16 protein-coding genes are annotated in these 25,927 nt (G+C 67.4%); 8 read left to right on the top strand and 8 right to left on the bottom strand.

Going from position 1 to position 25,927, the window contains the following annotated elements:
- Positions 1–2 precede the first annotated feature (2 nt).
- Both rbbA and AC1RJ9_RS26635 read right to left on the bottom strand, forming a co-directional pair.
- Positions 3–2,702, bottom strand: coding sequence for a ribosome-associated ATPase/putative transporter RbbA (gene rbbA / locus AC1RJ9_RS26640; RefSeq protein ID WP_492841533.1), 2,700 nt, complete (start codon positions 2,700–2,702; stop codon positions 3–5).
- A complete protein-coding gene (locus AC1RJ9_RS26635) occupies positions 2,692–3,549 on the bottom strand; it encodes an HlyD family secretion protein (RefSeq protein ID WP_492841535.1) in 858 nt (285 codons plus the stop codon). The genes rbbA and AC1RJ9_RS26635 overlap by 11 nt, the downstream gene beginning before the upstream one ends.
- A 263-nt stretch (positions 3,550–3,812) precedes the next feature.
- On the opposite strand from AC1RJ9_RS26635, the gene AC1RJ9_RS26630 reads away from it, so the two are divergent.
- The 3 genes from AC1RJ9_RS26630 to AC1RJ9_RS26620 all read left to right on the top strand — a co-directional run bounded on the left by AC1RJ9_RS26630 (position 3,813) and on the right by AC1RJ9_RS26620 (position 7,772).
- A complete protein-coding gene (locus tag AC1RJ9_RS26630) occupies positions 3,813–5,243 on the top strand; it encodes an efflux transporter outer membrane subunit (RefSeq protein ID WP_492841537.1) in 1,431 nt (476 codons plus the stop codon).
- 726 nt (positions 5,244–5,969) lie between these two features.
- Complete coding sequence (locus AC1RJ9_RS26625) at positions 5,970–6,551, top strand: helix-turn-helix domain-containing protein (protein ID WP_492841539.1); 582 nt, start codon at positions 5,970–5,972, stop codon at positions 6,549–6,551.
- A 3-nt stretch (positions 6,552–6,554) separates the two neighbouring features.
- A complete protein-coding gene (locus AC1RJ9_RS26620; protein ID WP_492841541.1) occupies positions 6,555–7,772 on the top strand; it encodes a type II toxin-antitoxin system HipA family toxin in 1,218 nt (405 codons plus the stop codon).
- Positions 7,773–8,267: 495 nt separating this feature from the next.
- On the opposite strand, the gene AC1RJ9_RS26615 is transcribed toward AC1RJ9_RS26620, so the two are convergent.
- The 3 genes from AC1RJ9_RS26615 to AC1RJ9_RS26605 all read right to left on the bottom strand — a co-directional run bounded on the left by AC1RJ9_RS26615 (position 8,268) and on the right by AC1RJ9_RS26605 (position 17,142).
- Complete coding sequence (locus AC1RJ9_RS26615; RefSeq protein WP_492841543.1) at positions 8,268–11,669, bottom strand: glycosyl hydrolase; 3,402 nt, start codon at positions 11,667–11,669, stop codon at positions 8,268–8,270.
- 60 nt (positions 11,670–11,729) lie between these two features.
- Positions 11,730–14,231 carry a glycoside hydrolase family 3 C-terminal domain-containing protein gene (locus AC1RJ9_RS26610; protein ID WP_492841545.1) on the bottom strand — a complete coding sequence of 834 codons (2,502 nt, stop codon included), beginning with the start codon at positions 14,229–14,231 and terminating at the stop codon, positions 11,730–11,732.
- Between the two features lie 232 nt (positions 14,232–14,463).
- Positions 14,464–17,142: a TonB-dependent receptor domain-containing protein gene (locus AC1RJ9_RS26605; protein ID WP_492841547.1), complete on the bottom strand. Its 2,679-nt coding sequence runs from the start codon at positions 17,140–17,142 to the stop codon at positions 14,464–14,466.
- Positions 17,143–17,396: 254 nt separating this feature from the next.
- Between AC1RJ9_RS26605 and AC1RJ9_RS26600 the strand changes: the two genes are divergently transcribed.
- The 3 genes from AC1RJ9_RS26600 (at position 17,397) to AC1RJ9_RS26590 (ending at position 20,292) form a co-directional block, all read left to right on the top strand.
- Complete coding sequence (locus AC1RJ9_RS26600; RefSeq protein ID WP_492841549.1) at positions 17,397–18,410, top strand: LacI family DNA-binding transcriptional regulator; 1,014 nt, start codon at positions 17,397–17,399, stop codon at positions 18,408–18,410.
- Positions 18,411–19,071: 661 nt separating this feature from the next.
- On the top strand, positions 19,072–20,088 hold the full coding sequence (locus AC1RJ9_RS26595) for a TraB/TrbI/VirB10 family type IV secretion system protein (protein ID WP_492870921.1): 1,017 nt from the start codon (positions 19,072–19,074) through the stop codon (positions 20,086–20,088).
- A 24-nt stretch (positions 20,089–20,112) separates the two neighbouring features.
- A complete protein-coding gene (locus tag AC1RJ9_RS26590; RefSeq protein WP_492841553.1) occupies positions 20,113–20,292 on the top strand; it encodes a DUF2274 domain-containing protein in 180 nt (59 codons plus the stop codon).
- A gap of 676 nt (positions 20,293–20,968) precedes the next feature.
- On the opposite strand, the gene AC1RJ9_RS26585 is transcribed toward AC1RJ9_RS26590, so the two are convergent.
- From AC1RJ9_RS26585 to AC1RJ9_RS26575, 3 genes are all read right to left on the bottom strand, one after another.
- Positions 20,969–21,376, bottom strand: a complete 408-nt coding sequence (locus AC1RJ9_RS26585; protein WP_492841555.1) for a ribonucleotide reductase subunit alpha — start codon at positions 21,374–21,376, stop codon at positions 20,969–20,971.
- A gap of 124 nt (positions 21,377–21,500) precedes the next feature.
- Entirely contained in the window at positions 21,501–22,007 is a 507-nt protein-coding gene (gene moaC / locus AC1RJ9_RS26580; RefSeq protein ID WP_492841557.1) for a cyclic pyranopterin monophosphate synthase MoaC, read from the bottom strand.
- Positions 22,004–22,477: a molybdenum cofactor biosynthesis protein MoaE gene (locus AC1RJ9_RS26575; protein WP_492841559.1), complete on the bottom strand. Its 474-nt coding sequence runs from the start codon at positions 22,475–22,477 to the stop codon at positions 22,004–22,006. The genes moaC and AC1RJ9_RS26575 overlap by 4 nt, the downstream gene beginning before the upstream one ends.
- Positions 22,478–22,798: 321 nt before the next feature.
- Between AC1RJ9_RS26575 and AC1RJ9_RS26570 the strand changes: the two genes are divergently transcribed.
- Both AC1RJ9_RS26570 and AC1RJ9_RS26565 read left to right on the top strand, forming a co-directional pair.
- Positions 22,799–23,980: an acyl-CoA dehydrogenase family protein gene (locus AC1RJ9_RS26570; protein ID WP_492841561.1), complete on the top strand. Its 1,182-nt coding sequence runs from the start codon at positions 22,799–22,801 to the stop codon at positions 23,978–23,980.
- Between the two features lie 313 nt (positions 23,981–24,293).
- Positions 24,294–25,927: methyl-accepting chemotaxis protein (locus AC1RJ9_RS26565; RefSeq protein WP_492841563.1), on the top strand; the 1,634-nt coding region annotated here is incomplete at its 3' end.

Here is a 25,927-nt window from a genome sequence, read left to right as displayed (position 1 = left end):
GGTCAGGGTTCCTGCTTCTTGAGCAGTATCCGCGCGGCGGCCATCTGGACAAGGCCCAGGATCGCCAGAACGGTGATCGCCGGCGCCAGATCGGACAGGCTCCGCGCCTTGACGAAGGCGCCCAGACTGACCTGCTGGAACCACGCCCCTGGAAAGATGGCGTGGATCACCCGCCCAGCCCCCTCGATCTCGGACGCTGGATAGAGGAAGCCGGAGAAGTTCACGGCGGGGATCAGGGTCAGGATGGCCGCCGCGGCCATCACCGCCGTCTGGCTGCGAAGCATCGACGAAAGCAGGACCCCGAACGCGGTGCTGGCGAAGACATAGGCCATTCCGCCCGCCAGGAGCGCGACGCGCGAGCCGTTGATCGGCGCGCCGAACCACCCGACGGAGCAGGCGATCAGGGCCAGGAAGGCGACCATCGCCACGACCACATAGGGCGCCTGCTTGCCGATCAGGTACTCGCCCACCGTCGCCGGGGAGCTGTAAAGGTTCAGAATGGATCCCAGTTCCCGTTCTCGCACGACGCCGAGGGCGGTGGTCATGGCCGGGATCAGCGCTAAGGCGAACATGATCACGCCCGGGGTGATGGCGAACACGCTGCGAAAGCCCTGATTATAACGGAAGCGCGGCTCCACGCTCATCGGGGCGGCCTGGGCGGGCGAGACCCCGTATTGTTGCCGGATGCGATCGTCGGCGTAGGCTTGCATCAGCGACAGCGCGTAGCCTTCCGCCGTCTCGCCGCGGAAGGGCGCGGCGCCGTCGACCGTCAAGCCGAGCTCTGGCTGGCGTCCGGACAGCAACGCCTTGCCATAGCCGGGCGGAATGTCCACGGCGACGGTCACCTCGCCAGCCCGCAGGCGACGGGTCATGTCGTCGACGCTCGCGAAAGGGGGCTTGCGCTGGAAGTAGCGTGACCCCTCGAACGCCTGCGCCAGCCCGCGGCTTTCGACGCTCTGATCCTGATCAAGCACGGCGAAGGTCAGGTTCTCGACGTCGAACGAGATGCCGTAGGCGAAGACGAACAGCAGCAGAAGGGGCGCGAGAATCCCGAAGCCTAGTCGGACCGGATCCCGGCGCAGCTCCAGACTCTCGCGGCTGGCGAACGCCCAGACGCGGGCCAGCGGGCGGGAACGGGCGAGACGTCCCGTCGTGGCGGCGACCGGCGAGGCCGTCGGATCATCGCCCCCCTGCGCTTCGGCGAGATAGTCGACAAAGGCTTCCTCTAGCGTCGCGGCGCGCCGCTGCGCACGCAGGGCCTCGGGCGCGCCGACGGCGAGCACCTTGCCGGCGTTCATCAGCGAGATCCGGTCGCAGCGGGCGGCCTCGTTCATGAAGTGGGTGGATAGGAAGATGGTGACGCCATCCTCGCGCGCCAGCCGGATGATCGTGCGCCAGAACATGTCGCGCGCGGCCGGATCCACGCCCGAGGTCGGCTCGTCCAGAATCAGAATGTCCGGCCGATGCAGACAGGCGGCCGCCAGTTGCAGGCGCTGGCGAACGCCCAGGGGCAGGCCGGCCGGGTAGCTGTCGGCCTCGTCCAGCAGATCGAAGGCTCGAAGGGCGTCGTCCAGCCGACGCGCCCGCTCCCCGCTCGGAATGCCATAGAGCTTGGCCTGCAGGGCGAGATTGCCTCGGACCGTGAGCTCCTCGTACAGCGAGAAAGCCTGGGACATGTAGCCGAGCCGGGCGCGTCGGGCGATCGACGAGGCGTCGACGGGCTCGCCCAGCACCTCGACCTCGCCGGAGCTGGCGGCCAGCAGGCCGACCAACATCTTCATCGTCGTTGTCTTGCCGCAGCCGTTCGAACCCAGGAAGCCGAAGATCTCTCCCCGCCTGATCTCGAAGCTGACATCGTCGACCGCGACGAAATCCCCAAAGCGTCGGGTCAGGCCCCGGGCGCGGATCGCGGGCTCCCCGTCGCCGTCGTTCAGCGGAGGGGCGATGATCGGCTCGGCCGGCTTGTCCGAGACGAGCAGGGTGTATGCGGCTTCCATGCCGTCGGCGTCGCCGATCACCTCGGCGGCGGGACCGTCCGCGAGGATCTTGCCGTCGTCGAGGGCGATGATCCGCTGGAAGCGTTCGGCCTCCTCCATATAGCCGGTGGCGACGAGGACCGTCATGGCCGGGCGCTCGGCGCGGAGCTGGTCGATCAGAGCCCAGAACTGGCGGCGCGACAGGGGGTCGATGCCGGTGGTGGGCTCGTCCAAGATCAGCAGGTCGGGATCGTGAACCAGGGCGCAGCAGAGCGAGAGCTTCTGGCGCATGCCGCCCGACAGTTCGCCGGCCGGTCGGTCGAGGAAACGAGAGAGGCCGGTCGCCTCGGTCAAGCGCAGGATGCGGGCGCGCCGCTCGTCCAAGGACTGGCTGTAGAGGCGGCCGTGGAAGTCGATGTTCTCTCGCACCGAAAGGGTCGGATAGAGGTTCTTGCCCAGCCCCTGGGGCATGAAGGCGATACGCTCGAACGCCGTGGCGCGCTGGCGCTCTCGTCGCATGTCCGCGCCGAACACGCGAACCTCGCCCGTCTGCATTCGGCGCGCGCCCGCGATCAGCGACAGCAGGGCCGACTTGCCGACGCCGTCGGGGCCGACGACGGCGGTGGTCGAGCCGGCCGGGATGGTCAGCGACACGTCGCGAAGGGCGAAGCGCCGGCGATAGCGGTGCGTGAGCCCCCTGACCTCGACCAGCGCCTCAACGGCCATCGGCGAACCTCAGATCAGCGGGCCAAGGCGCCTTGGCGTCGCGGCGGACATAGGCCTCGCCCGTCAGCCCTCCGTGAACGCCGTCACGGTGACCGGCCAGCCAGGCGCGGTCGATGGACAGCTTCACGCGATACATCAGCTTGTCGCGCTCGGACGCCGTCTCGACCGTGCGAGGCGTGAACTGGGCGTCCGCGGCGATGAACGCGACCCTGGCCGGCGCGATCAGCGGACCGTCGCTGTCCAGCTTCAGGCGGGCCTCCGCGCCGATGCGCAGCGCGGCCACGTCCCGTGTCGGAAGGAAGACGGTCATATAGGCGTCGAGCGGGTCCAGCAGGGTCAGCACCCGCGAGCCGGGCCCGACCATCTCCCCCGGCTCCAGCAGCCGGTACTCAACCCGCCCCGCCGCCGGCGCGCGCAGGCGGGCGTCGCCGATCGCCGAGCGGAGCTCGGTCAACTGGGCCTCGGCGGCCTGGACCATGGCGGCGGCCTGGGCCCGCGCGGCCTCCGCGCCGGCCAGGGCCCAGACCGCGGCGTCCCGCTGGGCGCGGCGGCGATCCGCGTCGGCGGCCGAAACGGCCTCGTCGGCCACGAGCTGATCGGCGCGGCGGGTTTCGACCTGGGCCAGGGTCGCGGCGACACGCTGGGCGCGGACCTGCGCCCCCGCGCGAGCCTCGGCTTCGCGAGCGGCGGCGGCGTTGGCGATCGCGGCCTTGGCCCTGGCGTCCAGCTGTTCGGTTTCCTGGGTCGCGAGCACCGCGCCAGCCTCGACGAGGTCGCCTTCGCGCGGCGCGACCGTAAGCAGGCGACCGGCCATCTTGGCCGACACGACGAAGCGCTGCAGTTCCACCCGCCCGTTGGCGTAAATGAAGCCCTTTGGCGGGCCGACGTCTCGGCTGGCGCGCCAAAGCCAATATCCGCCGCCCGCGCTCAGGACCGCGAGGATAAGAAGGAAAGCCGCAAGCCGCTTCATCATGGTCGCTTTGGTTGCGCCGGTGATCCGCACAGAAGACGCAAGCTACGACATTGCGGTGCAGCATAATTTGATCAAACGCACGACGAGCGTCCGGCCAGCGGCGTAGTTTCCGGCTTCTAGGCCAAGAAGAGGATGGGATGATTTCGCGGCGAGCCTTTCTGGTCGCGGGTTCCGCGATCGCCGTGACGTCTTGGGGCGCATCCTTGGCCGGCTGCGCCATTGGACGCCCTTATGTTGCGCCGCAACCTGACCTCCCCGCCCGATTTCCAGCCCAGGCCGACACGCCGACGTCGAGCCCGATGGCGCTCGCCTCGTGGTGGCGCGGCCTGGGCGACCCCGTCCTGAGCGCTTGTGTCGAGGCGGCGCTAAAAAACAACGCCGATCTTCGCGCCGCCGTCGCGCGGATCGAGCAGGCCCGCGCAGCGCTCGATTCGGTAAGAGCCCTGTCGCTGCCGATCGGGCAGATCTCCGGCGTCGCCGGCCGTGGCGAAGACAGCGCCTCCAGCCCCGAGGGGCGGCTCCTCGAGGGATTTCGGCTGAGCCGAGAGAGCGACCTCTACGCCAGCGTCCTGACCATCGGTTGGGAGACGGATCTTTTCGGTCAAATCCGGCAGGCGCGCGAAGCCCGCGCGGCGCAGGTGGAGATGAAGGACGAGATGGCGCGGGCCATGCGTGTGGCGATTGCCGCCGAGACGGCGCGGGCTTATGTCTTGCTACGCGCCCTGCAGCAGAGGTCGGCGGCTTTGGACGCTCGGATCGCCCTGGCCGAGCGCGCGCTGAGCCTCGACCAGCGTCGCGCCAGCGTGGGCGAAGGGGCGGTGGTCAAGGTCAGCGAGGACAAGGCCGAACTGGCGGCGCTCAGGTCGGCGCGGCCCACCTTGGACGCGGGCCTCGTCAGGGCCGCGGACACGCTGGATGTGCTTGAGGGCGCGCCGCTGGGCCAGAGCCGGGCGCTCCTGGCGAAGTCCCGAGATCTTCCGATGGCCTTGCCCGCCGCGGTTCTGGACACGCCGGCGGCCGCGGTCGCCCGGCGGCCCGACGTGGCGGCGGCCGAGCGGGCCATCGCCGCCAGCCACGCCGGCGTGCGGGTGGCGATGGCGCGGTTCTATCCCTCCGTGAGCCTCGGCGGGCTGGTTGGGTTCTCGAGCACCGACGCGGCCAGGCTGTTCGATCCCGACGCCAAGCTCTGGCTAGGCGGCGCTTCCGTGCGCTGGCGGCTGCTCGACTGGGGCCGACTGAACGCGGACCTGCGCGAAGCCAGGGGGCGGGAGGCCGAGGCCCTGGCCGTCTATCGTGCGACAACGGAGAAGTCGGCGGGCGAGATCGACGCCGCCTTGGCTGCGGTGAGGGCCGGCGCCGAGCGGACACGCCAGGTCGAGGCGCTGATCGGCGAGATCGAGAAGGTCCGCCGCGCCGCTGATCGAGCCCGCGCCGTGGGCGAGACCACCTTGGATCCGGTGCTGCGAGCCGACCAGCAACTCTGGCAGGCCCGGGACCAAGGCGTCGTCGCCCGTTCGGCGGCGTTGGAGGCCTCGATCGACCTCTATCGGGCGCTGGGCGCGGTCTGATCCTCGCGCGTCACCCTCAAGGCGGCAGGGGACAGCCGCAGGATATCGGGAATCCGGGCCTTTTGGCGCCCCAGGCGCGCGGTCTGCTGTCCACGGATCTGGGCGATACGTATCGGTCGGGCGGACTCCGCGATCGATCAAGGTCTTCATAGGAAGAACAGCATGTTCGGTTCGCTGACTATGAGGCCATGCGCCAAGACCCGGCTCCACGCCCATTTCTCGAAGAGGCCCTGTCTTTCGCTCGATCTGAGCCCGGCATGTATGAAGTGGTCGGCGAGTTCCATCCAAAAACGGACCGGGAAGTCTAAAACCACTCCGCCTCGAAAGTCGGTTACGGGTCGGAGTTCGCCCTCAGCGTCGGAGCCTGAATGTCCTGAAGCTGGAGTGGCGTCAACGTCAGCAACTGGCGCGACGTAGCCCGTAAGTCAGCGATGCGCATACGTCCCGACAGCCACCCATAGCGGCTCCGAAAACCATCGCAATACGCGGGTCCCTTGTCCGACTAGGTGGGAGGCCCCGCCAACTGGTTACGCTCTATTGTGCGTGGGCCGGCGAGATGCCCTTCGACTTAGGGTAAAAGGCTCTATTGCGCCGCTTTGATATTGAAAAATATATCGATGAAGGGCTTTGATGTTTGATTTAATATTGAATTTTCGATTGCGCTTGGCAACTATGATATAATAATCGATATCATCGCGCATATATGATGCAAAAAGGTATATCAAATTGGAAAGCCGGACACGCGCTCTGACAGATACCCTGCGCGACGCTAGAGGCCGCAAGGGGTGGTCGCAGCGCGATGTCAGCGATCGGATGAAGCTGACCCAGGCTCAGCTGTCCCGCATCGAAAGCGGGGCTTCTGACGTGCGTTTGGCCACGTTCGTCGAGCTTGCTCGTATTCTCGACCTCGAGCCGGTCCTGGTTCCGCGTTCGGCGCTTTCAGGCGTCACCGCCGTGCTCAGGGAGCTTGAGGCGGGCCAGGACGCGCGCACTGTTCGTGGCGCGGCCAATGATCTTATGCAGATCGTCCGTGACCTGCGCGGCCGTTATCCGAACGACCCGTTGCTTGACCGGCTCGAAACGCTCGCCCGCGATCTTCATCCCCTTGAGCCGCTGTTCCAGTCGTCTCCCGCCCAGGCTGAACTGACGGACATCGTCGAGGACCTGCGTGAGCGGGCGCGTGCGCCGGGACGTGATCTTGGTGGTTTCCGCCGGGGTGTCGACCGGCTGGCGTCGCTGCGCAACCAGATGGTCCATGGCCGGCACGCCGGAGAACGGCCGGCCTACACGCTGGACGACGAGGACTGAGCCATGGTCGACATTCTTCAAGTCTGGATCGGCGAACGCAGAGTTGGCGCCATCACGGCCCTGGGCGGTGACCGCTCGATTTTCACGTTCGATAATGACTATGCCGACGACGCCCAGCGGCCGACGCTGAGCCTGTCGTTCAAGAGCGCGGCGGGCGGGCTCATTCGCGACTACAGGAGCACCCAGACGCGGCTGCTGCCATACTTCTCCAATCTCCTCCCTGAAGGGCGGATGCGCGACTACCTGGCTGAGCGCGCCGGGGTGAAGTCCAGTCGCGAGTTCTTTCTGCTCTGGGCGCTCGGTGCTGACCTACCTGGGGCGACGCGGATCGTGTCAGAGGACGGGGAAGGGCCGCCAGTCGGCGCCGGGCCAGGCGACGCGCCGCCCGCCGCGCGCGCCGATCGGGCGCTGCGCTTCTCGCTCGCCGGTGTCCAGCTGAAGTTTTCTGCCCTGGCTGGGCCAAAGAAGAGCCTGACCATCCCGGTTCACGGCGACGGCGGCGACTGGATCGTCAAACTGCCGTCGGCTCAGTATGCCGGAGTCTCTGAAAACGAGTACGCGATGATGTCGCTGGCGCGTGCGATCGGTATCGAGACGCCAGAGATCAGGTTGCTCGCTCTCGATGACATCGATGGTCTGCCGGAGGACGTCGGCCGGCTAGAGGGCGGCGTATTCGCCACCCGCCGCTTCGATCGTCTCGAAACGGGCGAGCGCGTGCAGATGGAGGACTTCGCCCAGGTCTTCGGCCTCTACCCAGAGGACAAGTATGAGCGCGCCTCCTACCGCAGCATCGCCGGGGTGATCTGGCGAGAGACCGGCGAGCGTGGCCTGACCGAATTTGTCCGGCGGCTGGTGTTCAGCGCCCTGATCGGCAACGCCGACATGCACCTGAAGAACTGGTCCCTGCTCTATAGAGATGGGATCAATGCGACCTTGGCGCCGGCCTACGACTTCGTGGCGACCCAGGCCTACATCCCCGACGACAAGGCTGCCCTGAAGGTTTCGCGCAGCAAGCGCTGGTCGGATTTAGGCCAGGAAGAGCTGATTGTCATGTCTCGTAAGGCGGGTCTGCCCGAGGGGCTGGTCCTAAGCACGGCTGTCGAGACGATCGCGGCCTTCAGGGAGGTCTGGAGTCGAGACCTGAGCAATCTTCCGATCGACGCGGCCGTGAGAGAGGTTGTCGAGACCCAGCTAAAGATCGTGCCTCTTGCTCGGGTCTGACTATTCGGCAGGCGGGTCCCAGGGGGGCGGTCAGCCCAGCGTGCTCCAGCGGCAGCGCGATCCGAACGGTGGGGTTCAGTGTTCGAATTGTCTGGCTTGGACCAATGCCCACCATCAACCTGCTTCCGAGTTCTCGTTGGTCGATTACCGATCTTGCGTTTGTGATCAGGCGATCAAGTCCCGGGTCGTCAACAGGGCCGAGCTTTCCTAAAATCTTAGCTGACGGTAACGGTTGGGGGGAGTCGTTTGCAGCGGCCAGTCGTGCGCGGCGGCGGTTTAGGTATCGAAACGAAGAGAACAAGCCATTCAGGCCTGAAGCACCGCGTACATATGCGCCAAATGGTCAGCGGGTTCAGCGTCAGCAGGGCGCCGGCAGGCCGAGGCCAGCCGAACACCGCGAACGTCCGAGGCGGTATGTCGATCTGGCCTTCGAGCCGCGTCGTGGCATGAGGCCGGCTGCCAGCCGTCTGACGCGAGCACCTGTTTTCCAACCGCCTATTTCTCCACCTGGAGAGTCTCCGCCTGCAGAGTGACCGGCCCCAGAAGACCCGACGGCCGCAACGGCGCGTCGGCCTGGTAGAAATTGACCGGCGCGAACGCCACCGGCTTCGCGCCGGGTTGCTTGTCGCCGATCAGCCGGTTGGTCCACAGATTGACAACTTTGATCGAGATGTCGTTCCGTCCGGGCTTGAGCGCGCCGCTGACATCAACCTTGTAAGGCGCGCGCCAGGCGGTCGGCATCACCTTGCCATTCACGGTGACGACCGCGAGTTCGCGCACGTCGCCCAGGTCCAGCATCAGGCGCTGGCCCTTGGCGAACCAATTCCGAGGCGCCTCGAGGCGCTTCTGGTAGGTGGCCGCGCCGGAGAAATACTTGATCCCCGGGTCGGAAGAGGCGGTCCAGTCGCTCAGGCTGGGCAGCGTGGCGCTCGCCGGAGCGCCGCGTCCGGCCTCGAACCTCACCGTCCAAGGACCAGCGATGGTGGCGACGGTCGTCGAACTTACTTTAGGGGCCTGCCATGCTGGGGCCGTCGCCGATTTGCGGAACACCACGAAGCGAGCGTCCTGCGCCCCCAACTCCAATGGAACGCGAACGCGGTCGCCCTCCAGGCGGTAGCTTAGTGGCGTCGCGCGCCCGGTCTCGGCGTTCCAAAGTTCCGGGACCTTGCCCTTGACCCGGAAGCTGGCGTCGAACCGCTCGGCGCGGTCCTTCTGGTTGCTGACGAAATAGATGTCGGCATCGCCATCACGACGATGCAGCGCCAGCAGCTTGGCGTCCGCCGCCCGCCCGTCATAGGCGATGTCGGGCCCCACACCCTCGGCCGCCAGCCCCGCCGCCAGGTCCGAGGTCCCATAGACCCGGCCCCTGCCATAGGCGTGCGCCGACGGCTGGGATCGCGGTCCCCACAACGCCTCGACGAGGTGCAAGACCTCGGCGTCGGGCGACTGAAGGCCAAGCCCGCCGATCGGCCGGGCGCCAACCAGGATCGCGCCCTCGTTCACCAGCGAGGCCAATTTCCGCAGGGTCGGCAATGTCAGGTGGGTGACATGGGCCGGCATATAGAGCACGCGGTAGTGGGCGCCGCCCTTGCTGATCAGTCGCCCGTCCTCAACCGCCAGCTGGGTGCGCAGCCCATCGGGATTGATGTAGTCGTAGCGATAGCCTTCGGGCACGTCGGTGTTGAAGCGCATGTGGAACAGTTCGGTGAGGTTGCGTTCCTCGCCGTAGAAATAGGCCACATCGGAGACGTCGCGCCCCTGCTGCAGCAGGTAGGACGTGCGCGAGAGATACTCGACCCATGGGCCCGCCTGCTCGGCCCAGGTGTCGTTGCGATTGAAGAACTGTCCGAAAAACGCCATCGCCAGCCCTGGTTTGCCATCGACGAACGGCTGCTGATGGGACTCGTGCATCAGGATCCGGTTGACGCCGTGGGCGAAGATCTCGTCGGCCACCGGCTTGAGCATGGCGGGCGCAAAACCCCACATGTCATTGGTCGCCGCCACCGTGAGAGACTCGGCCGCCACGAACGGACGGCCATAGACATGGGCGACCGAGGCGGCTTCGAGCAGATCGGCCTTGAGCGATGGCTGGCCAGGCGCGGTCGCGAACGGCCGGTACCAGTATTCGGCGGTCGGGATGTCGGCCCGCGACTTCATGGTCATGCCGTCGCCGATCGCGCGCGGCGTGTCGCCTTGGGCCTCGCTGTAGTAGCCCATGCCACGGGCGTGCAGCGCCTTGGCCAGGACGGCATAGTGGTTGTCGGCGAGCAGATCCTTCAGCGTCTGGCGATAGTCCCAAAGGAACCGATCGCTGGCCGCCGCGCTCTCGACCACCCGCCCGGCCAGCACCGGGAGGAAGGGCGTCGGGTCATAGCCACGGCGCTCCTGAAAGGCCTTGAGCAGTCCAGGCGTCCAGTTCTGGACACCGGCTTCCCAGCTGTCGGTCAGGAGGTTCTCGACGCCGCTCGCGCCAAGCTTTCCGCCCGTGGCCTCGTCGTAGAGTTTCAGGTAGGCGTCGATATAGCGTCCGACCGCCGCCGCATCGAGCTTGTCGACCTCAAGGCCCGTCGCCTCAGGCTCCGCCGGGCCATTGGTGGCCCCGGTCAACGACCAGCCGAACCGCAGCACCGTCCAGGACCCGACCGGCGGCGTCCACGCGAGGCGACCGTCCGGCCCCATCTTCGAGGTCAGGTCGATGACACGGCTGGCGGCGATCGCGCCAACATTGGCGGCTTCGGCGGGGGATGCGTCCGGCTGGTCGCCCAGCGTCGACTGAAACCCGGCCTTGGCCTCGAACCGGTCGATCCGCGCGCCTTGCTCGAACGACAGCCGGGTCAGCTCGAAACCCTTGGCGGCCTTCGGCGGCCCGAACAGGAAGGCAGGCGTGTCGGGCAGGGGCGGGGCGGGCGCGGGCGCTGTGAGCACGACGCGAAACACGCGGCCGCTGACAGGCTTGAACGCATAGGTGCGCTGCGGCGCTGGATGCTCGGCCGTATCTGGAGCGGCGCGCAGAATGCTCCGGAAATCATGCCCGTCGTCGCTGACCAGGATCTCGACCTCGGCCGGCGCCTTGCTGCCCAAGGCGATCGCCGAGAGCGTCGCGGGCCTGTCGTAGGTGGCCTGCACCCACGCCGTCTTGTCGCCGTCCAAGAACGGCAGGCCAATGGCGCCGGCCAGGGCTGGCGTCGCGATCGGGGTCAGATCGAGGGGACCGCTCGCGGTGCTAATCGTGGGCGCGCCGCCGCCCGTCTCCGTGGCGGGGGTCGGAAAGGCGATCACGAGGCTGTCGCCGTAAAGATCGCCCTTGAACCCGACCGGACCCGTTCCCCGATACTCCTTCGCCACGCCCTGGAACGGCCCGGTCGTGGCGGGCGGCCCCGCGAGCACGCCGTCGAACGGTTGGCCGCCCTCGATCCGCGTCTCGCTCCAGACATATTTCTTCATGGCGTCCCGCGGCGCGACCCAGACGCCGCCTGTCTGGCTCCAGCCCGGAGACCCGGCGATCGACACCTCCATGCCGGCGTCGTGCGCGATCCGTGTCGTCTCGCGAAAGACATCGCGCCAGCCTGCGCTCATGAACGGCTGGGGATGGGCCACCATGGGCTTGCCGCCCAGTCCGCCGCCGGAAAAGGTATGGACCCCGCCGACGCCGATGCGTTGCATCCACTCCAGGTCGAGCTTGGCGCCGTCAAGCGCCACATTGCCATCCATCCAGTGCCACCACACTCGAGGACGCGCGGCGTTTGGCGGGGTCTCGAACCCGGCGCGCAGCGAATCGGCGCTCGGGGCGGCAGCCGGCCCGGCCAAGGCTGCGCCCGTCATCAGGGCCAGCGCGCCAACGGTGATGGACCAGTCGCGAACGCGCTTGCTCCTGCGGTCAGGTTGGCGGCTGGTCATCGACAATCTCCATTCGTCGGGCGTGCGGACAGGATGAGGGCGTCGCGTCGCGTCGCGGCTTCAAGGCGTGGGCTGATATTGGATCGACAGCGGCAGATCGCGGGACGAGCCGCCCACACGCAGACGGCGTGGGCCGCTCGGCTGGCGCCAGGCCTTGGCCTGCGGCGACCAATAGGCAAGGCTGCGAGTATCGATGCGCAGATGCACCTCGCGTGTTTCGCCCGCTTTCAGCGCCACGCGCTGGAAGCCAGCCAGGACACGCGGGGCGAAGGTCAATCCCTCGGGCGGCGAGGCGGGCCTGTCGACATAGACCTGCGCCACTTCCGCGCCGTCGACGGGACCGGCGTTGCGCAGGGTGAAGGCGACGTCCAGGCCGTCCTTGGTCGCCCTGGCCGTCAGGCCGCTATAGGCGAAATGGGTAAAGGACAGGCCGTGGCCGAACGGAAACAGCGGCTCGACCTTCTGGTCGTCATACCAGCGATAGCCGACCAGCACGCCTTCCGAATAGCTTTGGTGACCATTCACGCCGGGGAAGCGCTCGGGCTGGCTGACCGGGGTCTGCGCCTCGCTCGCCGGGAAGGTCACCGGAAGCCGGCCCGACGGATTGACCTTGCCGCTCAGGATCGCGGCCGTGGCCTTCCCGCCGCGCTGGCCGGGATACCACATCTGCAGCACCGCCTTGACCTGGCCCAGCCAGGGCATGAGCACCGGCGCGCCGGTGTTGAGGATGACGACGGTGTTGGGGTTGGCCTTGGCCACGGCCTGGATCAACGCGTCTTGGCGATCTGGCAAGCTGAGGGACGGGTTGTCGCCGCCTTCGGTTCCTTCGACATGCGCGAATACTAGGGCCACGGGCGCGGCCTTCGCCGCGGCGGCGGCCTGCTCGATCAAGGCGCGTCGTTCGGCTGGCGTCGTCCAGGCCAGCCGCAGCTGCAGCGGCTCGGCGGCGGTGGCCTTGACGCTGATCCTGATCGGGTGGGCGACACCGGCCTCAAGATGCACCGTGTGGCCCTGGTTGAGCAGGCCGTCAGGCGTCTTGACAAGGCGAGAGCCGCCGAACAACCGGCCGCCTTCGATGATCTTGCGGCCGTCAAGTTCCACGTCGGCCGCGCCCCGGTCGGCCTCCGGCATCGCGAAGCCGCCGACCGGCGAGAAGTGCAGCATGAGATCATAATCGCCGGTTTCGGCGGCGGTGATCGAGCCTTCCCAGACCCGCGACTGCCCCTTGGGCAGCGCCTGGTCGCCGGTAAGCGCAATCGGGGCCGCCCGCCCGCCAGTATCGACAAGGCCTGGTCCTGTTTTCCAGCTCAAAGCCGAGGCCGGAACAGGTGAGCCTTCGAGGCGGAAGCCTTCGGCGAAGGCGAGCGCGCCTCCAGCCGACTCGGCCAGCGCTTCATAGGGATTGTCGAGCGCGGTCGGTTTGACCTCGGCGCTGCCGCCGCCGCCGAACAGGGCGCGCCTGGCGGTCGGGCCGATCACCACAGCCCGCTTGAGACGGGCCGGGACCAGCGGCAGGACGCCGCCCTGATTCTTGAGCAGCACGGCCCCTTGTTCGGCGATCGTCAGCGCCAGCGCCTCATGGGCCTTGATCTGGGCCTCGTCTTCGGTGAGGCGCGTCGCCGGCGCATCGAGAAGGCCGATCCTGTCCATTTGGGTCAGAATGCGCCGGACGGCGCGGTCGATGTCGGCCTCGGCCGCCACGCCGCTGTTGACGGACGCCTTCAGATCGTCGGCGAAGAACCGGCCGCGCGGCATTTCCATGTCCAGGCCCGCCTTCAACGCGCGCGCGCCGCTATGGGCGGCGCCCCAGTCGGACATCACGAAGCCCTTGAAACCCCAATCGCGGCGCAGCACCTGATCGAGCAGGAACGGGTTCTCGCAAGCGGCGACGCCCCCGAGCTTGTTGTAGGCGCACATCACCGCGCCTGCTCCGGCGTTGATGGCGGCCTGGAAGGGCGGGAATTCAATCTCGCGCAGAGTGCGCTCATCGACCGCGACATCGATCGTCAAACGATCGGTTTCCTGGTTGTTCGCCGCGAAATGCTTGATCGTCGCGATGACGCCGCCGTCCTGCAGGCCGCGCACGCTTTCGCCGACAAGCTTCGACGCCAGGAGCGGATCCTCCCCGAAGGTCTCGAAGTTTCGTCCGGCCCTCGGCGCCCGAACGATGTTGGTCATCGGCGCGAGCAGCACCTGCTGGTTGCGCTCCAGCGCCTCGCGGGCCACGGCCAAGCCCCAGGCCCTGGCCAACTCCGGCGAGAAGGTCGCGGTCAGCGCGACGGGCGCGGGAAAAGCGGTCGCGGTCCGGGCTGTTCGAACGCCGGCGGGGCCGTCGGCCAGTCGCAGGGGAGGGATCTTCAGTCGGGCAAGCCCGGGAATATAGCCGGCGCCGCCGAGATGGGCGGGATCGTCATGGCCGTGGAGGAAGTTGATCTTCTCATCCAGGCTCATCTGGCCGACCAGCGCATCCACCCGGCCGGCGTCAGCATGGGCCATGCCGGCGCTCCACAGGAGCGCCGCGATGCTGCCGGCTTGGAGAAGGCGACGGACGGAAGGGGCCATGCGGATCGATCCTCAAACAAAGCGGGGCGTTGCGGCCGAAAGAGCCTTTGCGCGCACCGGAGACATTCCTTTTGCCCGCGATCTCTCCGGGGCGAACCGCGTTCGTTTTCGTTTGGAGAGCTACTGGGGCGAGCCGCCGACTGGTCGGCGAGGGGAGGGTTCCGCCCAAGCTCCTGAAGAGCCCGGGCGGAACGTGGCGCTTACCTGGGGGAGAGGCGCGCCTGGCTGATCGTCAGAAGCTTTTTCTGACGCCCAGCGACACCAGCCGGCCCAGGGTCGAGCCGTTGGCGTAGCCATCGGCGTCGTTGTAGTAGGGCGGCTCGGCGTCGAAGAGGTTGTCGACGTTGAGGGTCAAGGTGGTGTCGGCCATCCAGCCGGTCAGCGAGAGCTTGTAGCTGGCATAGGCGTTGACGGTTGTGAACGCGGACACCTTGGACTGTCCAAGGACGCCGATCACCCGATAGCCGTCGCTGTGGTTGACCGTGATCAGGGTGTCGAACGCTCCGGCCTTCGCACCCGCCGTGGCGACCAGATTGTATTTGCCGGTGCCGTTCTTCAGTTCGTCGACCTTCGGCGCGCCCGGGATCGCGCGCGAGTCGCGGTTGAGCGTGTAGGTGCCGGCGATGCTGGCGTTGACCGAGCCGAAGCTTGTCGGGCGGCTATAGCCAAGGCTGAAGTCCAGGCCATCGACCTTCAATGAGCCGAGGTTCGTGCGGCGCGCGTCGATCAGGGCGTAGGGCGTGGTCGCGCCGCCATAGAGGCTGGCGATGCTCGGCGCATTCTCCACCCGCATCCCGGCCGTCGCCGCCAGGGCCTGGGCCTGGGTAGGATTGATGACATAGTAGGAAGCGTAGCTCGGGTTGGCGAAATAGCTGGCGCCATTGAAGAAGGGCGCCAGGCCAATAGCGTCGGTGAAGTCGACGTTGAAATAGGTCAGGCTCGCCGTCAGGCCATCCAGCGCGCCCTTCGGTGTCCAGTCGCCGCCGATGGACCAGGTGTGTGCGGTCTCAGGCTTCAGGTTGGGGTTGCCGCCGGCCAGCAGGATGGTCGGCCGGAAGAGATCTGTCGGCGCGCTGGTGGACGGACGGAACGGGCTGACCGCCAGGACCTGGGCCCTGGTGTCCACCGCGCCGCCGGTGTCGGCGAGGCTGGGGGCGTGGAACGACGTGCCCCAATTGCCGCGGATGCGCAGCTCGGGCGTTGGACGCCAGGTCAGGCCGATCTTGGGGTTGGTCGTCGAGCCGACATCGTCATAGTCATCGAAGCGCGCCGAGGCCGACAGGTCGAGCGAGCCGATCGCCGAGTCCGATCCCATCAGGGGCGCCAGCAGCTCCCCGAAGACCGAGCTCACCTTACGCTCCGAGGTCGAGCGGAACAGGACAGGGGCGCCGCGCGGGCCCTGGCCCTGCGCCGCGCGCAGGTTCTCCTTGTGGAACTCGGCGCCGACGGCGAGCTTGGCGTCGCCCGCCGGCAGGCTGAAGATTCGGCCATCGGCGACCGCCCTCAGCTCCGAGATCTTCTGGGTGGAGTCGCCATAGAGGGCAAAGTTGCGGATGCCGCTCAGCACCCCGGGGCTGGTCGCGGCGACATTATAGGGGTTCAGCGCCGTGGCTGTCGTCGTTCCCGCCAGCGCCGCGGCCTGAGCGACAGTGTCGATCTGGTTGGTGATAACCCTGTTGGTGCTCTTGCCGTAGTTGGCCGAGCCGACCAGTTGCCAGTTGTCGTCGATCTTCCAAGTCAAGCTGGGCGTCACGCCAAAGGTCGTGAAGCGGCTCGGGTTGCTTTCAGCCGCGCCGAACACCGGCGCATAGTTGAAGGCCACGGTCTGCGAGGTCTCCGTTCCGATCGCACGGAAGTAGGGATTGGCCGAGGTGATCGTGCCGCTGCCGCGCAGGCCCGTGCCGTCGGTGGGGCTCTGGCCGAACCGCTTGGTGTTGCGGACCGAGTATAGCGCCGTCGCGTCGAACGTCAGGCTGTCGCTTAGCGACTGGGTGACCACGCCAAATAGGCTGTGACGCTGTTCGTAGGGGTAGAAGTCGATGGCCTGATTTTCGTCGCAGCGATTGGTCCCCGGCGTGCGCGAGGGCAGGCTGTACGTCACGCCAGCGGCGGTGATGTTGCCCGCCGAACAATTGCTGGTGCGGAAGTCCGAGCCGCCTCGGGCCGCATGATCGGCGGAGATATAGTCGCGGTCGCGCGCCGAGATATTGCTATGTGTGGCATAGGCGTAGGAGACCATCGCCGAGCCCCCGCCCCAGCTGCGACCAGCCGTGATGTCGGCGTCGACCTGCTCATAGGCGTCAGCGAAGCCATACCGCCCATTGACCTGCACGCCGTCGAAACTCTTGCGGGTAATGAAGTTGATCACACCGCCGATGGCGTCCGAGCCGTAGATCGACGAGCCGCCGTCCGGGATCACCTCGACGCGCGCGATCATGCCCGGAGGGATCGACGACGGGTCGGGCGAGGTCTGCAGCACGCCCGCGCCAACCATGCGCTTGCCGTTCAACAGGATGAGGGTCGTGGAGCCGCCCGAGGCGCCGAGGTTGCGGATGTTGGGGCGCACGATCGGCAGAGCGATGGTGCCGCCGGGGCTCTGGCTCTGGTTGAAAGCGCTGGAGACCTGGGGAATCCGGGCGAGAAGGTCATTGGAGTTGGACGTGCCCGAGGCGACCACGGTGTCGGCATTGACGCCGATGACGTTGGTCCCGACCGGCGCCACGCCGCGGATCAGGGTGCCCGTGACGACGATCTCCTCGACCGCGTTCGACTCGTCCTGGGCGGCGGGCGCGGACGCTTCGGACTGGGCGGCGACCTGAGCGGCGGCCGACGTCGCGGTCAGGCCCGCGCCAGCGATCAATGCGGCGGCGGCCGCCGAGCGCAATAGGACTGTGGATGCCCGGATGGACATGATGTCTCTCCCTCTTTGTTTTTGAAGCGCTTCGGCGCTCGACCAGCGGCCACACACAAGCCGAATTGGTTCAGAACCGGTCTGCGCCGGTTTAACGTTAAAATGACCGTTATATGGGACGTGTCAACATATATTGGAACGTGTCGCCGCGTCCGTGTGACGGGGCGGTGGCGCGCTCTGGTCGCAAGGGCTATTCAGCGGCGGGTTTAGGAGAGACGCGAATGGCGCGAAGGCCGGGGCGATCGCGGTCAGGCGTGACGATCATTGCGGTTGCCGAGCGTGCCGGCGTTTCCGCCATGACCGTATCGAACGTTCTCAACGGCACCAAGACGGTGGCGCCAGCCACCCGGCGGGCCGTCCTGGACGCGGTGGAAGCCTTGAACTACGCACCCAGCGTCACGGCGCGCGCGCTGAGAGGCGCTCAGGAGCTCAGGATCGGACTCCCGCATGGGGCGGTCGACAACGGCTATCTTGGCCTGGTCCTGGTCGGGGCGCTGGACGCGGCCAGCCGACACGGCGTGCAGCTTCTCGTCCGAAAATGGCATCCTGGCTCGACGGACGAGACGCGCGCGCAGTTGCAGCAACTTATCGAGAGCGGGGCCAACGCCCTGCTGCTCTCAGCGCCGATCTGCGAACTCGTCAGCGCGACGGGAATCACCGCGCAATTGGACGTCCCGCTCGTCGGTCTTTCCCCTGGCGCCGCGCTGGCCGATATGGCCTCGGTGCGGATCAACGAGCTGGAAGCCGCGCGTGACATCACCGAGCATCTGTGCGCGCTTGGGCACCGGCGAATCGGCTTCGTCCGGGGACCTGAGGGACACAGTTCCGCCCACGCCCGCCTCAAGGGCTTCCTCGCTGCGCGTTTCGACGTCGACCGCGATCCCGCGCTCATCGTCGAGGGTGACTACACCTTCGTCTCCGGCCTGGAGGCGGCCGCGCGCCTGTTGGACCTCAAGGTCCCACCGACGGCGATCGTCTGCAGCAATGATGATACCGCCGCCGGTGTGATGGCGATGGCTCAGCGTCGCGGCGTGCGGATTCCCGAGGATCTCTCCGTGACGGGCTTCGACGACTCGTCAATCGCCACCAAGCTGTGGCCGGCCCTGACAACGGTCCGTCAGCCGATCGACATGATGGCGGACTTAGCTGTCGAGGCCCTGGTCATGACGCTGCGAGACGGGGGCCGCGACGGGGACGACAAGGTCAAGATATCCGCCGACTGCACGGCCCATGAGATCATCATCAGGGCTTCAACGGCGGCGATCTGATCACCGCGGATCGGCCGCGAGCGCGCGTCGCGTCACGGCTTGGCGGCCGAATTGGCTCCTGTTCGCGAAAGCAGTCGAGAGCGAAGCGCGTGTTAGTTCCTCCGGCTCGCACCAGCGCTCGCGCACGTCCTGGACCCGCAGCGTAAATGGCGCTCGGGCGCGGAACGCATGTCGCCGCCTGGCAGCAGTGCGCAAGACGTCGGCACACCGAACCAGCAAACTTCGCGTTTCTGGAGGCATGCCAATGTCCGCTTCTCTAATCGGGCATCGGGGTCAAGCTCGTTGATCTAGCGGCCGGGGTCGTTCACGCGGGTCACGCTTCTCTTCGCAGTCTGGCGGCTCCTTGCGAGCGGAAATCCTCGCGTTGGAGAGCGAGATCTGTTCGTCTTCGTCGAGCTAAAAGATTTGGGCGAGTATATCTGCGGCCCGGATAATCCGCGCCTCACGCATTTCTTCTCGTCGCCACCAGAACCCTAATCGTGGCAGCGGGCTCGACGGGATCGCGATGCAGGGCAAGCCCTAGGCGCGGTCAGTGGCTCCTTACCGGCCCGCCGACTCCTACCAATCGATTGAACCGGGCTCGTCAAGCTGGTCGTCGGTGGACCAAACGAGTGCCTGGTTTCCGCGGGTGCGTGAATGTCCGGAAGTGGCGCGCTGTCGCATGGCCGCCGCCGTGGCGTGGTCGCTTCGCGAACGCGAGCGTTCCGCCGCTCAGCCGGTGTTCCAGCCTGCCGCCTCGCCGCCCGAAGCGGTCACCGGCTTGCCGCGCGACTACCTACAACGTCGGCAGGTTCCGGTGCTGGGGCCGCCGCTGCCCGGCGATCTTGGCCGGCCCATGCTCAGCGCCCAGCGCGCTCGCGGGCTTGGCGCTTCAGCCGCGTCGTCGGAACCCACGACGTCCTTGCCGCCGCCAGTGACTGCGCGTCCAGTCGAGAGGCCGGCGGCGGTGGGCCCGGCGGTCCAGGCCCGGCAGGCGGCGCGCAAAGCCGGTCTCTTCGCGGCGGCGACGATGAAGGGCGGTGAGCAGACCTTGCCCGCCGCTTCCGTAGGCGCGGCAGTCGCCAGCATCGCCGACGAACGGGCGACCAGCCCCGAGCGGCTCCAGCCGCCGGCCTCGCCTTACCTCCTGCAAGCCGGATCGATCATTCCGGCGGCCCTCGTGACGGGCCTTCGATCGGACGCGGCGGGCTTGGCCATCGCCCAGGTCAGTCAGGACGTCTTCGACAGCCTGGGCGGCCATCACCTCCTGATCCCGGCCGGATCCCGGCTGATCGGCCAATACGAAACCGCCACCCACGTCGGCCAGAGCCGGCTGTCGGTGGCGTGGACGCGGCTGATCCTGCCCTCGGGCCGTTCGATCATGCTCGACAAGTTGCCGGGCGCCGACGCCCAAGGCATGGCCGGGCTGGCCGATGGCGTCGACCGGCACGGGAAGGCAGTGCTCGCCGCCGCCGCGCTTAGCACGGTCCTGGCCATCGGGGCCGAGGCCGGGCAGTCAAGCGACGGCGGTGACCTGGAGCGGGCGATCCGTCGCGGCGCCAGCCAGTCGATCAGTGACGTGGGCCAGCAGGCCGTCGGACGCAGCCTTGCCTTGACGCCGACCCTCACCATTCGACCCGCTGCGCCGCTGCGCCGCTGCGCCGCTGCGGGTGCTGCTGTCGCGCGATCTGGTCCTTGAGCCCTACACTGTGGAAGGCCCCCAATGAGCAAGCTGAAACTGGGTCCTATCGAGGACGACACCCCCGTGAAGGTCACGGTGGAATTGCCCGCGGCCCTGCACCGCGATCTGCTCGATTACGGCAAGCTGATCGTGCCGATGGTCGGCCGCTTCATGGAGAGCGATCGCGGCTTCACGCGCGGCCGCAAGGCTCGAAAGACGTGATGCGGATCGCCTTAGATTTCGAGCAAGAGCCGGCCAGGATCATGCCAGCGCGCCGCTCGTCATCGCGTGAGTGTTCGAGCGGCGTGTTGTGGGGTGGTCGTGGGCTTGCAGCCCTCTTAGATCGCTGCTGTCGGCGCTGGCCGACTCCGTAATCTTGGGACGTCCTGCTGTGTTCAAAACCACCCGCGCCGAGGCGCTTGTGAAGGCTCGCCGGCTGCTGCGCGGCTATGCCAGCGCGCCCGACCCCCGCCGCCAGGTCCAGCAACTTCACAACGCGCTGCTCCATGGCGAGGGCTGGTCCTTCGGCCATGCGGCGGACATCCACGCCTTTGGAGCTTGGCTGAACGTGCCCAGCAGGTCGACAATCCCTCTAGACAGAGCTTGGCCTGATGGGCGCCGGGACGGTTCCGCCGTCCTTACAGGCATAACCAACGCGCATGGACCGTTGCTCTCCGGTCAATTGTGTCTTTCTACCTTGCCCGGTTGAAGGCCGGCCTCGGTTCGTCTTATGGGACGATCGTTGAGCCCGCGACGGAAGGCTTGCGAGCCCATGTCCGCCGAGCGGCCGCGGAAAACGATCACAATGCTGGGGGGATCGGCCAAGTTCGCGTGCCGGGGGTCGGGCGAGCGCGCGATCCTCTCTGAACCGACGGCCTAAAATCACCAATCGGCCGGCTCAGTGGAAATGAAGCGGATCGCCGTTGGGGCCGAAGGCGGCGTATCGATCGACGCCACCCACCCGCACGGCTTCGACCATTGTCTTGAGCGCCGCGTCGATCTCGGCCTTGGCCGGGGGGCTTCCGTCGCGCCCGGACAGGGCGGCGGCGAACACAACCTGCCAGGGCGGTCCCGCGTCCTTGGATTCGCGAGCCAAGCTGTCGAAGTCAGACAGCTCGTCAGGGGCTTTGTCGACGCACATCAGCGCCGCTAAGGCGCCGCCGCGTCCGGCCAGGAAGTTTACCCGCTGCGTCGGGGTCGGATGATCGGGCAGTTCGGCGCCAGCGAACACAAACAGCAGGCGATGAGGCTGCACCTGGGCGGCGGCGGTCTTCAGCAGTTGCTGAAAGTGGGAGTCTTCGGTCATGGGCGCACCTTTGGGGTATTTGACAGACCAAGCCCTTGCGCGAGATCAAGGTCGCCTGGACACGACATCAGCCTGGACCTCTATCCTGCTCGACGCCACCGGCGACGAGGCGAAAGGGCGGCCGTCACGGTAGGGGGCGGGATTGGCCAGCATCGCCCGGGGGCGATGAAAGCCAGGCTCCTGACTTGCCGCCACTCTTGGCGGTCAGACGCACAGCCTCGATGACCATGCCCTTCTCGGCCGCCTTGAGCATGTCATAGATGGTCAGGCAGGCCACCGAGACGGCGGTCAAGGCTTCCATTTCTACCCCGGTCGGGCCGGTGGTCTTGACCCGCGCCGTCACCGCCAATCCGCCCTCGCCGGGCTCGACGCAGACCTCAACCTTGGACAGGGCCAGGGGGTGGCACAGCGGGATCAGGTCGGACGTTTTCTTGGCGGCCATCACCCCGGCGATCTCGGCCACCGCTCGCACCTCACCTTTGGCGCCGGTCCCCGACAGCGCCAGGGCCAGGGTCGCGGGCGTCATGCGCACGAAGCCCGCCGCCACCGCTTCGCGGGTCGTCGACGCCTTGCCCGTGACGTCGACCATCCTGGCCCGTCCCTCGTCGTCGATGTGGGTCAGGCGAGTCATTGGGCAAGATCCTCGGTGGGAAGGCGCGAGCGATCCCATCGCCCGACGTCGTTATGGTCCTGGGCGGTCGGCTCGATCCAACGGACGCCGTCTGGGCCATGCTGCTTCTTCCAGAACGGGGCCTGACTTTTCAGATAATCCATCAGGAAATCGCAGGCATCGAGGGCCGCGCGACGGTGGCCCGCGGCCGTGGCCACGAAGACGATCGCCTCGCCGGGGGCGATGGAGCCCGTGCGATGGACGATTTGATAGTCCAACAACGCGAACCGCATCTTGGCCCGCTCTGCGAAGTCGGCGATCACCGCGTCGGTGAAACCTGGATAGGCCTCCAGCTCAAGGATCTGGGCCGCGCCGCCTTCGGCCCTCGCCAGGCCCGTGAAGCTCGCTATCGCACCGACCTCAGCGCGACCGCGGCAAAAGGCGTCGAGCAGCACGCCGGGCGCGAAGGGCTGTTGGGTCAGGGTGATCATCGGCCGTCGGGTCGCCGTGGCGACGTCACCGTCGTCTAGGCCGCCCGACGATGGAGGGACAGGTGAGCTCATGCGGCGCGGACGATAGGCGCGCCGACGGGGCAAGCAAGGGCGAATCCGGGGCTTGCGACGATGGCGCATGGCTGTCGTGTCCGGACTTGCCGCCCATCAAACTGGCGGACGGCGACTTTGTCGATGGCGGTTGCGGTCCATCAAGGCGTGAGCCCTCCGGGCGGCCTAGGAGGAGAGGGCCGCGGACTGCGCGGGGCCAGGATCGGCTTAGTGGTTCATCGAGCAACCCCCCTTCCGGATCCAGTTTCGATGCGATCGGCGTCGGATGAGGCCTTCTTGGCCTTGGTGAGCGCCTTCCTCGAGGAGGCGCTCACACCCGACCTTCGGCGGGCGGGCCGACAAACCCTGGGCGTCCATTCCGAGATCGAGGCGTGCCGGATCTGGCACGCGCGATTGTTCGCGCGCGGTTGGATCGCCCCGGCCTGGCCGGCGCCCTGGGGCGGGACAGGCTGGAGCGCTCGCCAGCGGTTCCTGTTCGACCGCCAATGCGCCTTGAACGACGCGCCGGTCCTGTTCGCCGGCGGTCTGCGCAGCCTGGGCCCGCTATTGATCGAGCAAGGCAGCGACGCCCAGCGCGCGCGCTATCTGGGACCGATCCTGTCGGGGCAGGATCTCTGGTGTCAGGGGTTCTCCGAGCCAGGGGCGGGGTCGGACCTGGCGGCGGTGTCGTGTCGCGCGGTCCGTCGCGGCGAAGCCTATCATGTCAGCGGGACCAAGATCTGGACCACCGGCGCCCATTTGGCCAACCGGATGTTTGGCATCTTCCGCACCGCCGACCGCGAGCGCCGCCAACACGGACTGACCTTTCTGCTGATCGACATGGACAGCCCTGGCCTGACGGTGTCGCCAATCCTCGACCTGGCGGGCCAACACGAGTTCAATCAGGTGTTCTTCGACGACGTGGTCGTCCCGGTCGACAACCGGGTTGGGGCCGAGCATGACGGCTGGACGATGGCCAAGCGCCTGATGCAATTGGCTCGCGCCAACAACACTCCCGCGGCCCTGGTGCGTCGCGCCTTCCGCCACGCCGCCGGGCAACTGGACCGGGCAGGGCTGAGCGTCGATCCAGACCTGCGCCGGCGCCTGACGAGCTTGGCGATCGAGGTGGACGTCTTCGAGCAGCTGGAGCTTGCGGCGCTTCCATCGGGTCGCCCCGGCCCTCACGATCAGACGGCCCCGTCCATGCTCAAGCTGGTCGGCAGCCAACTGCATCAGCAGGTGGCTGAGCTGGCGATGGAGATCGCCGGCGACGCGGCGTCGGCCACGCTCGACGCCCTGGGCGTGGCCGCCGATCTGGCCGGCGGCGAGGCGCTGGACGTCGGCGCGCGAGTCATGGCGCGGCGCCTGTGCTTGCGCGCCGCGACAATTTATTCGGGAGCCAGCGAGATGCAGCGCGACATCATCGCGCGGGGCCTGCTGACGGCGGGCTGATCGCTGCGTCGGGGTCGCCCCGAGAGCCCCCGAACCAGAGACGAGCGGGCCCTATCACGGCGGCTTTCGAGCCGACCCATGCGCCGCGTAGACCTTCGCTTTGCGGACTCCTGACATTCAACCAGACCGGAGCTGATGGGGGTCAATTACAGCCGGCGCAGCCTGTGTCAGGCTGATCGCAACACTGGATGCGGCCCTTCCCTTTGGCAGCCCTGGTGTTCGATCCTGGTGCGTGGACCAGGCGCTCGCTTGCCTCGCGCCGTCTCAGATCGCCTCATCCGGGCGTGAGGTGTTCGTCAGTCCCGAGACCCCCATGCTGTCGCATCTTCGCATCTCGCGAAAACTGTCCGTCGCCTTCAGCGCGATCATCGCCGTCTTTATCGGCGTCAGCGCCACTGTTCATTTCAACCTGTCGACCATAACCGCCGCGGCGGCGTCCAAGGACATCACCAAGATGGTGATGGAAGATCGCGCGGCGATGGACACCGCGCTGCTGGCGCAGGAAAGCGCCGTGCGCGCGTTCGTCGCCACTCAAGATTCCGCCTTCGTTGATCATTATCGCCAGGAAGGGCGCGCCTATGACGCCGCCCTTGGCCATCTGCGTCGGGTCGCAACCGATCGCAAGAACCTGGCGCTGGTCGGTCAGATGGACGCCGCCGCCAACGCCTGGCGGCGCGACGAGGCCCTGAACCAAATCCGCCTGGCGAGTGACCCAGCGAGCCGACCGCAGGCGGTGGCCATGATCAGCGGGGGCAAGTTGGCGGCGGCCCAGGCGCTCAGCGCCACCATCGCGCGCAATATTGACCAGGTCTATCAGCGTCGCACCTTGGCCCATCGCGCGGCGGTCAGTCATTCGACCCTGATCCTGTGGCTGGGATCTGGCGCCGTGGTGGCGCTCGCCGGCCTCGCCGGATGGCTCCTGACCCGCGGCGTCGCGGTCCCTGTGGCGGCCATGACCCAAACCATGGGCGCCCTGGCGGCCGGACGTCACGATGTGGAAATCCCGGCGATCGGTCGCCGCGACGAGGTCGGCGACATGGCCCAAGCGGTGCTGATCTTCCGCCAAAACGCCATTGAAAAGCTGGATCTGGAAACCCTAACGGCCGCCCAGCGCGCCGCCGCCGAGGCTGAACGCCAGGAGCATGAGGCCCAACGCGCCCTGGCCGCGGGGCAGCAGGCGGCCGTGGTCGCCGCCATCGCCGACGGATTGGGCAAACTTTCGGCCGGCGACCTGACCCAACGCCTGACGCAGACTTTCGCGCCTGAATACGAACAGCTTCGCGCCGACTTCAACGCCGCGGTGGCCAAGCTCAATGACACCATGGGCCTGATCATTCTCAACGCCGAGGCGATCGGCTCAGGCTCCCAGGAAATCAGCGAGGCGGCCAGCGACCTGTCGCGGCGCACCGAACAACAGGCCGCCAGCCTTGAGGAGACCGCCGCGACGCTTGATGAGATCACCGGCACGGTGATGCGGACCGCCGAGGGCTCGACCGACGCCCACCAGATCGTCGCGGCCGCCAAGGACGAGGCCGATCGCAGCGTCGACCTGGTCAACCGCGCGGTGGACTCGATGAGCGCCATTCAGGCCTCCGCCGGTCAGATCGGCCAGATCGTCGGCGTGATCGACGAGATCGCTTTCCAGACCAACCTCCTGGCCCTCAACGCCGGGGTCGAGGCCGCCCGGGCGGGTGACGCAGGCCGCGGCTTCGCCGTTGTCGCCCAAGAGGTGCGCGCCCTGGCCCAGCGGTCGGCAAGCGCGGCCAAGGAAATTCGCCTGCTGATCGGCGCCTCCTCACGTCAGGTCGATGCGGGGGTGGATCTGGTCGGCCAAACCGGCGCGGCCCTGACCCATATCGCCTGCCTGGTCGGACGGATCACCGGCATCGTCGAGTCGATTTCGGCCTCGGCTCAGGAACAGGCGACCGGCCTTCAGCAGGTCAATAC

It is taken from the genome of Caulobacter sp. GW822-FHT07D08 (assembly GCF_058798735.1).
Note: the sequence above shows the minus strand (reverse complement) of the source record. Positions and strands in the feature narration are given on the sequence as shown.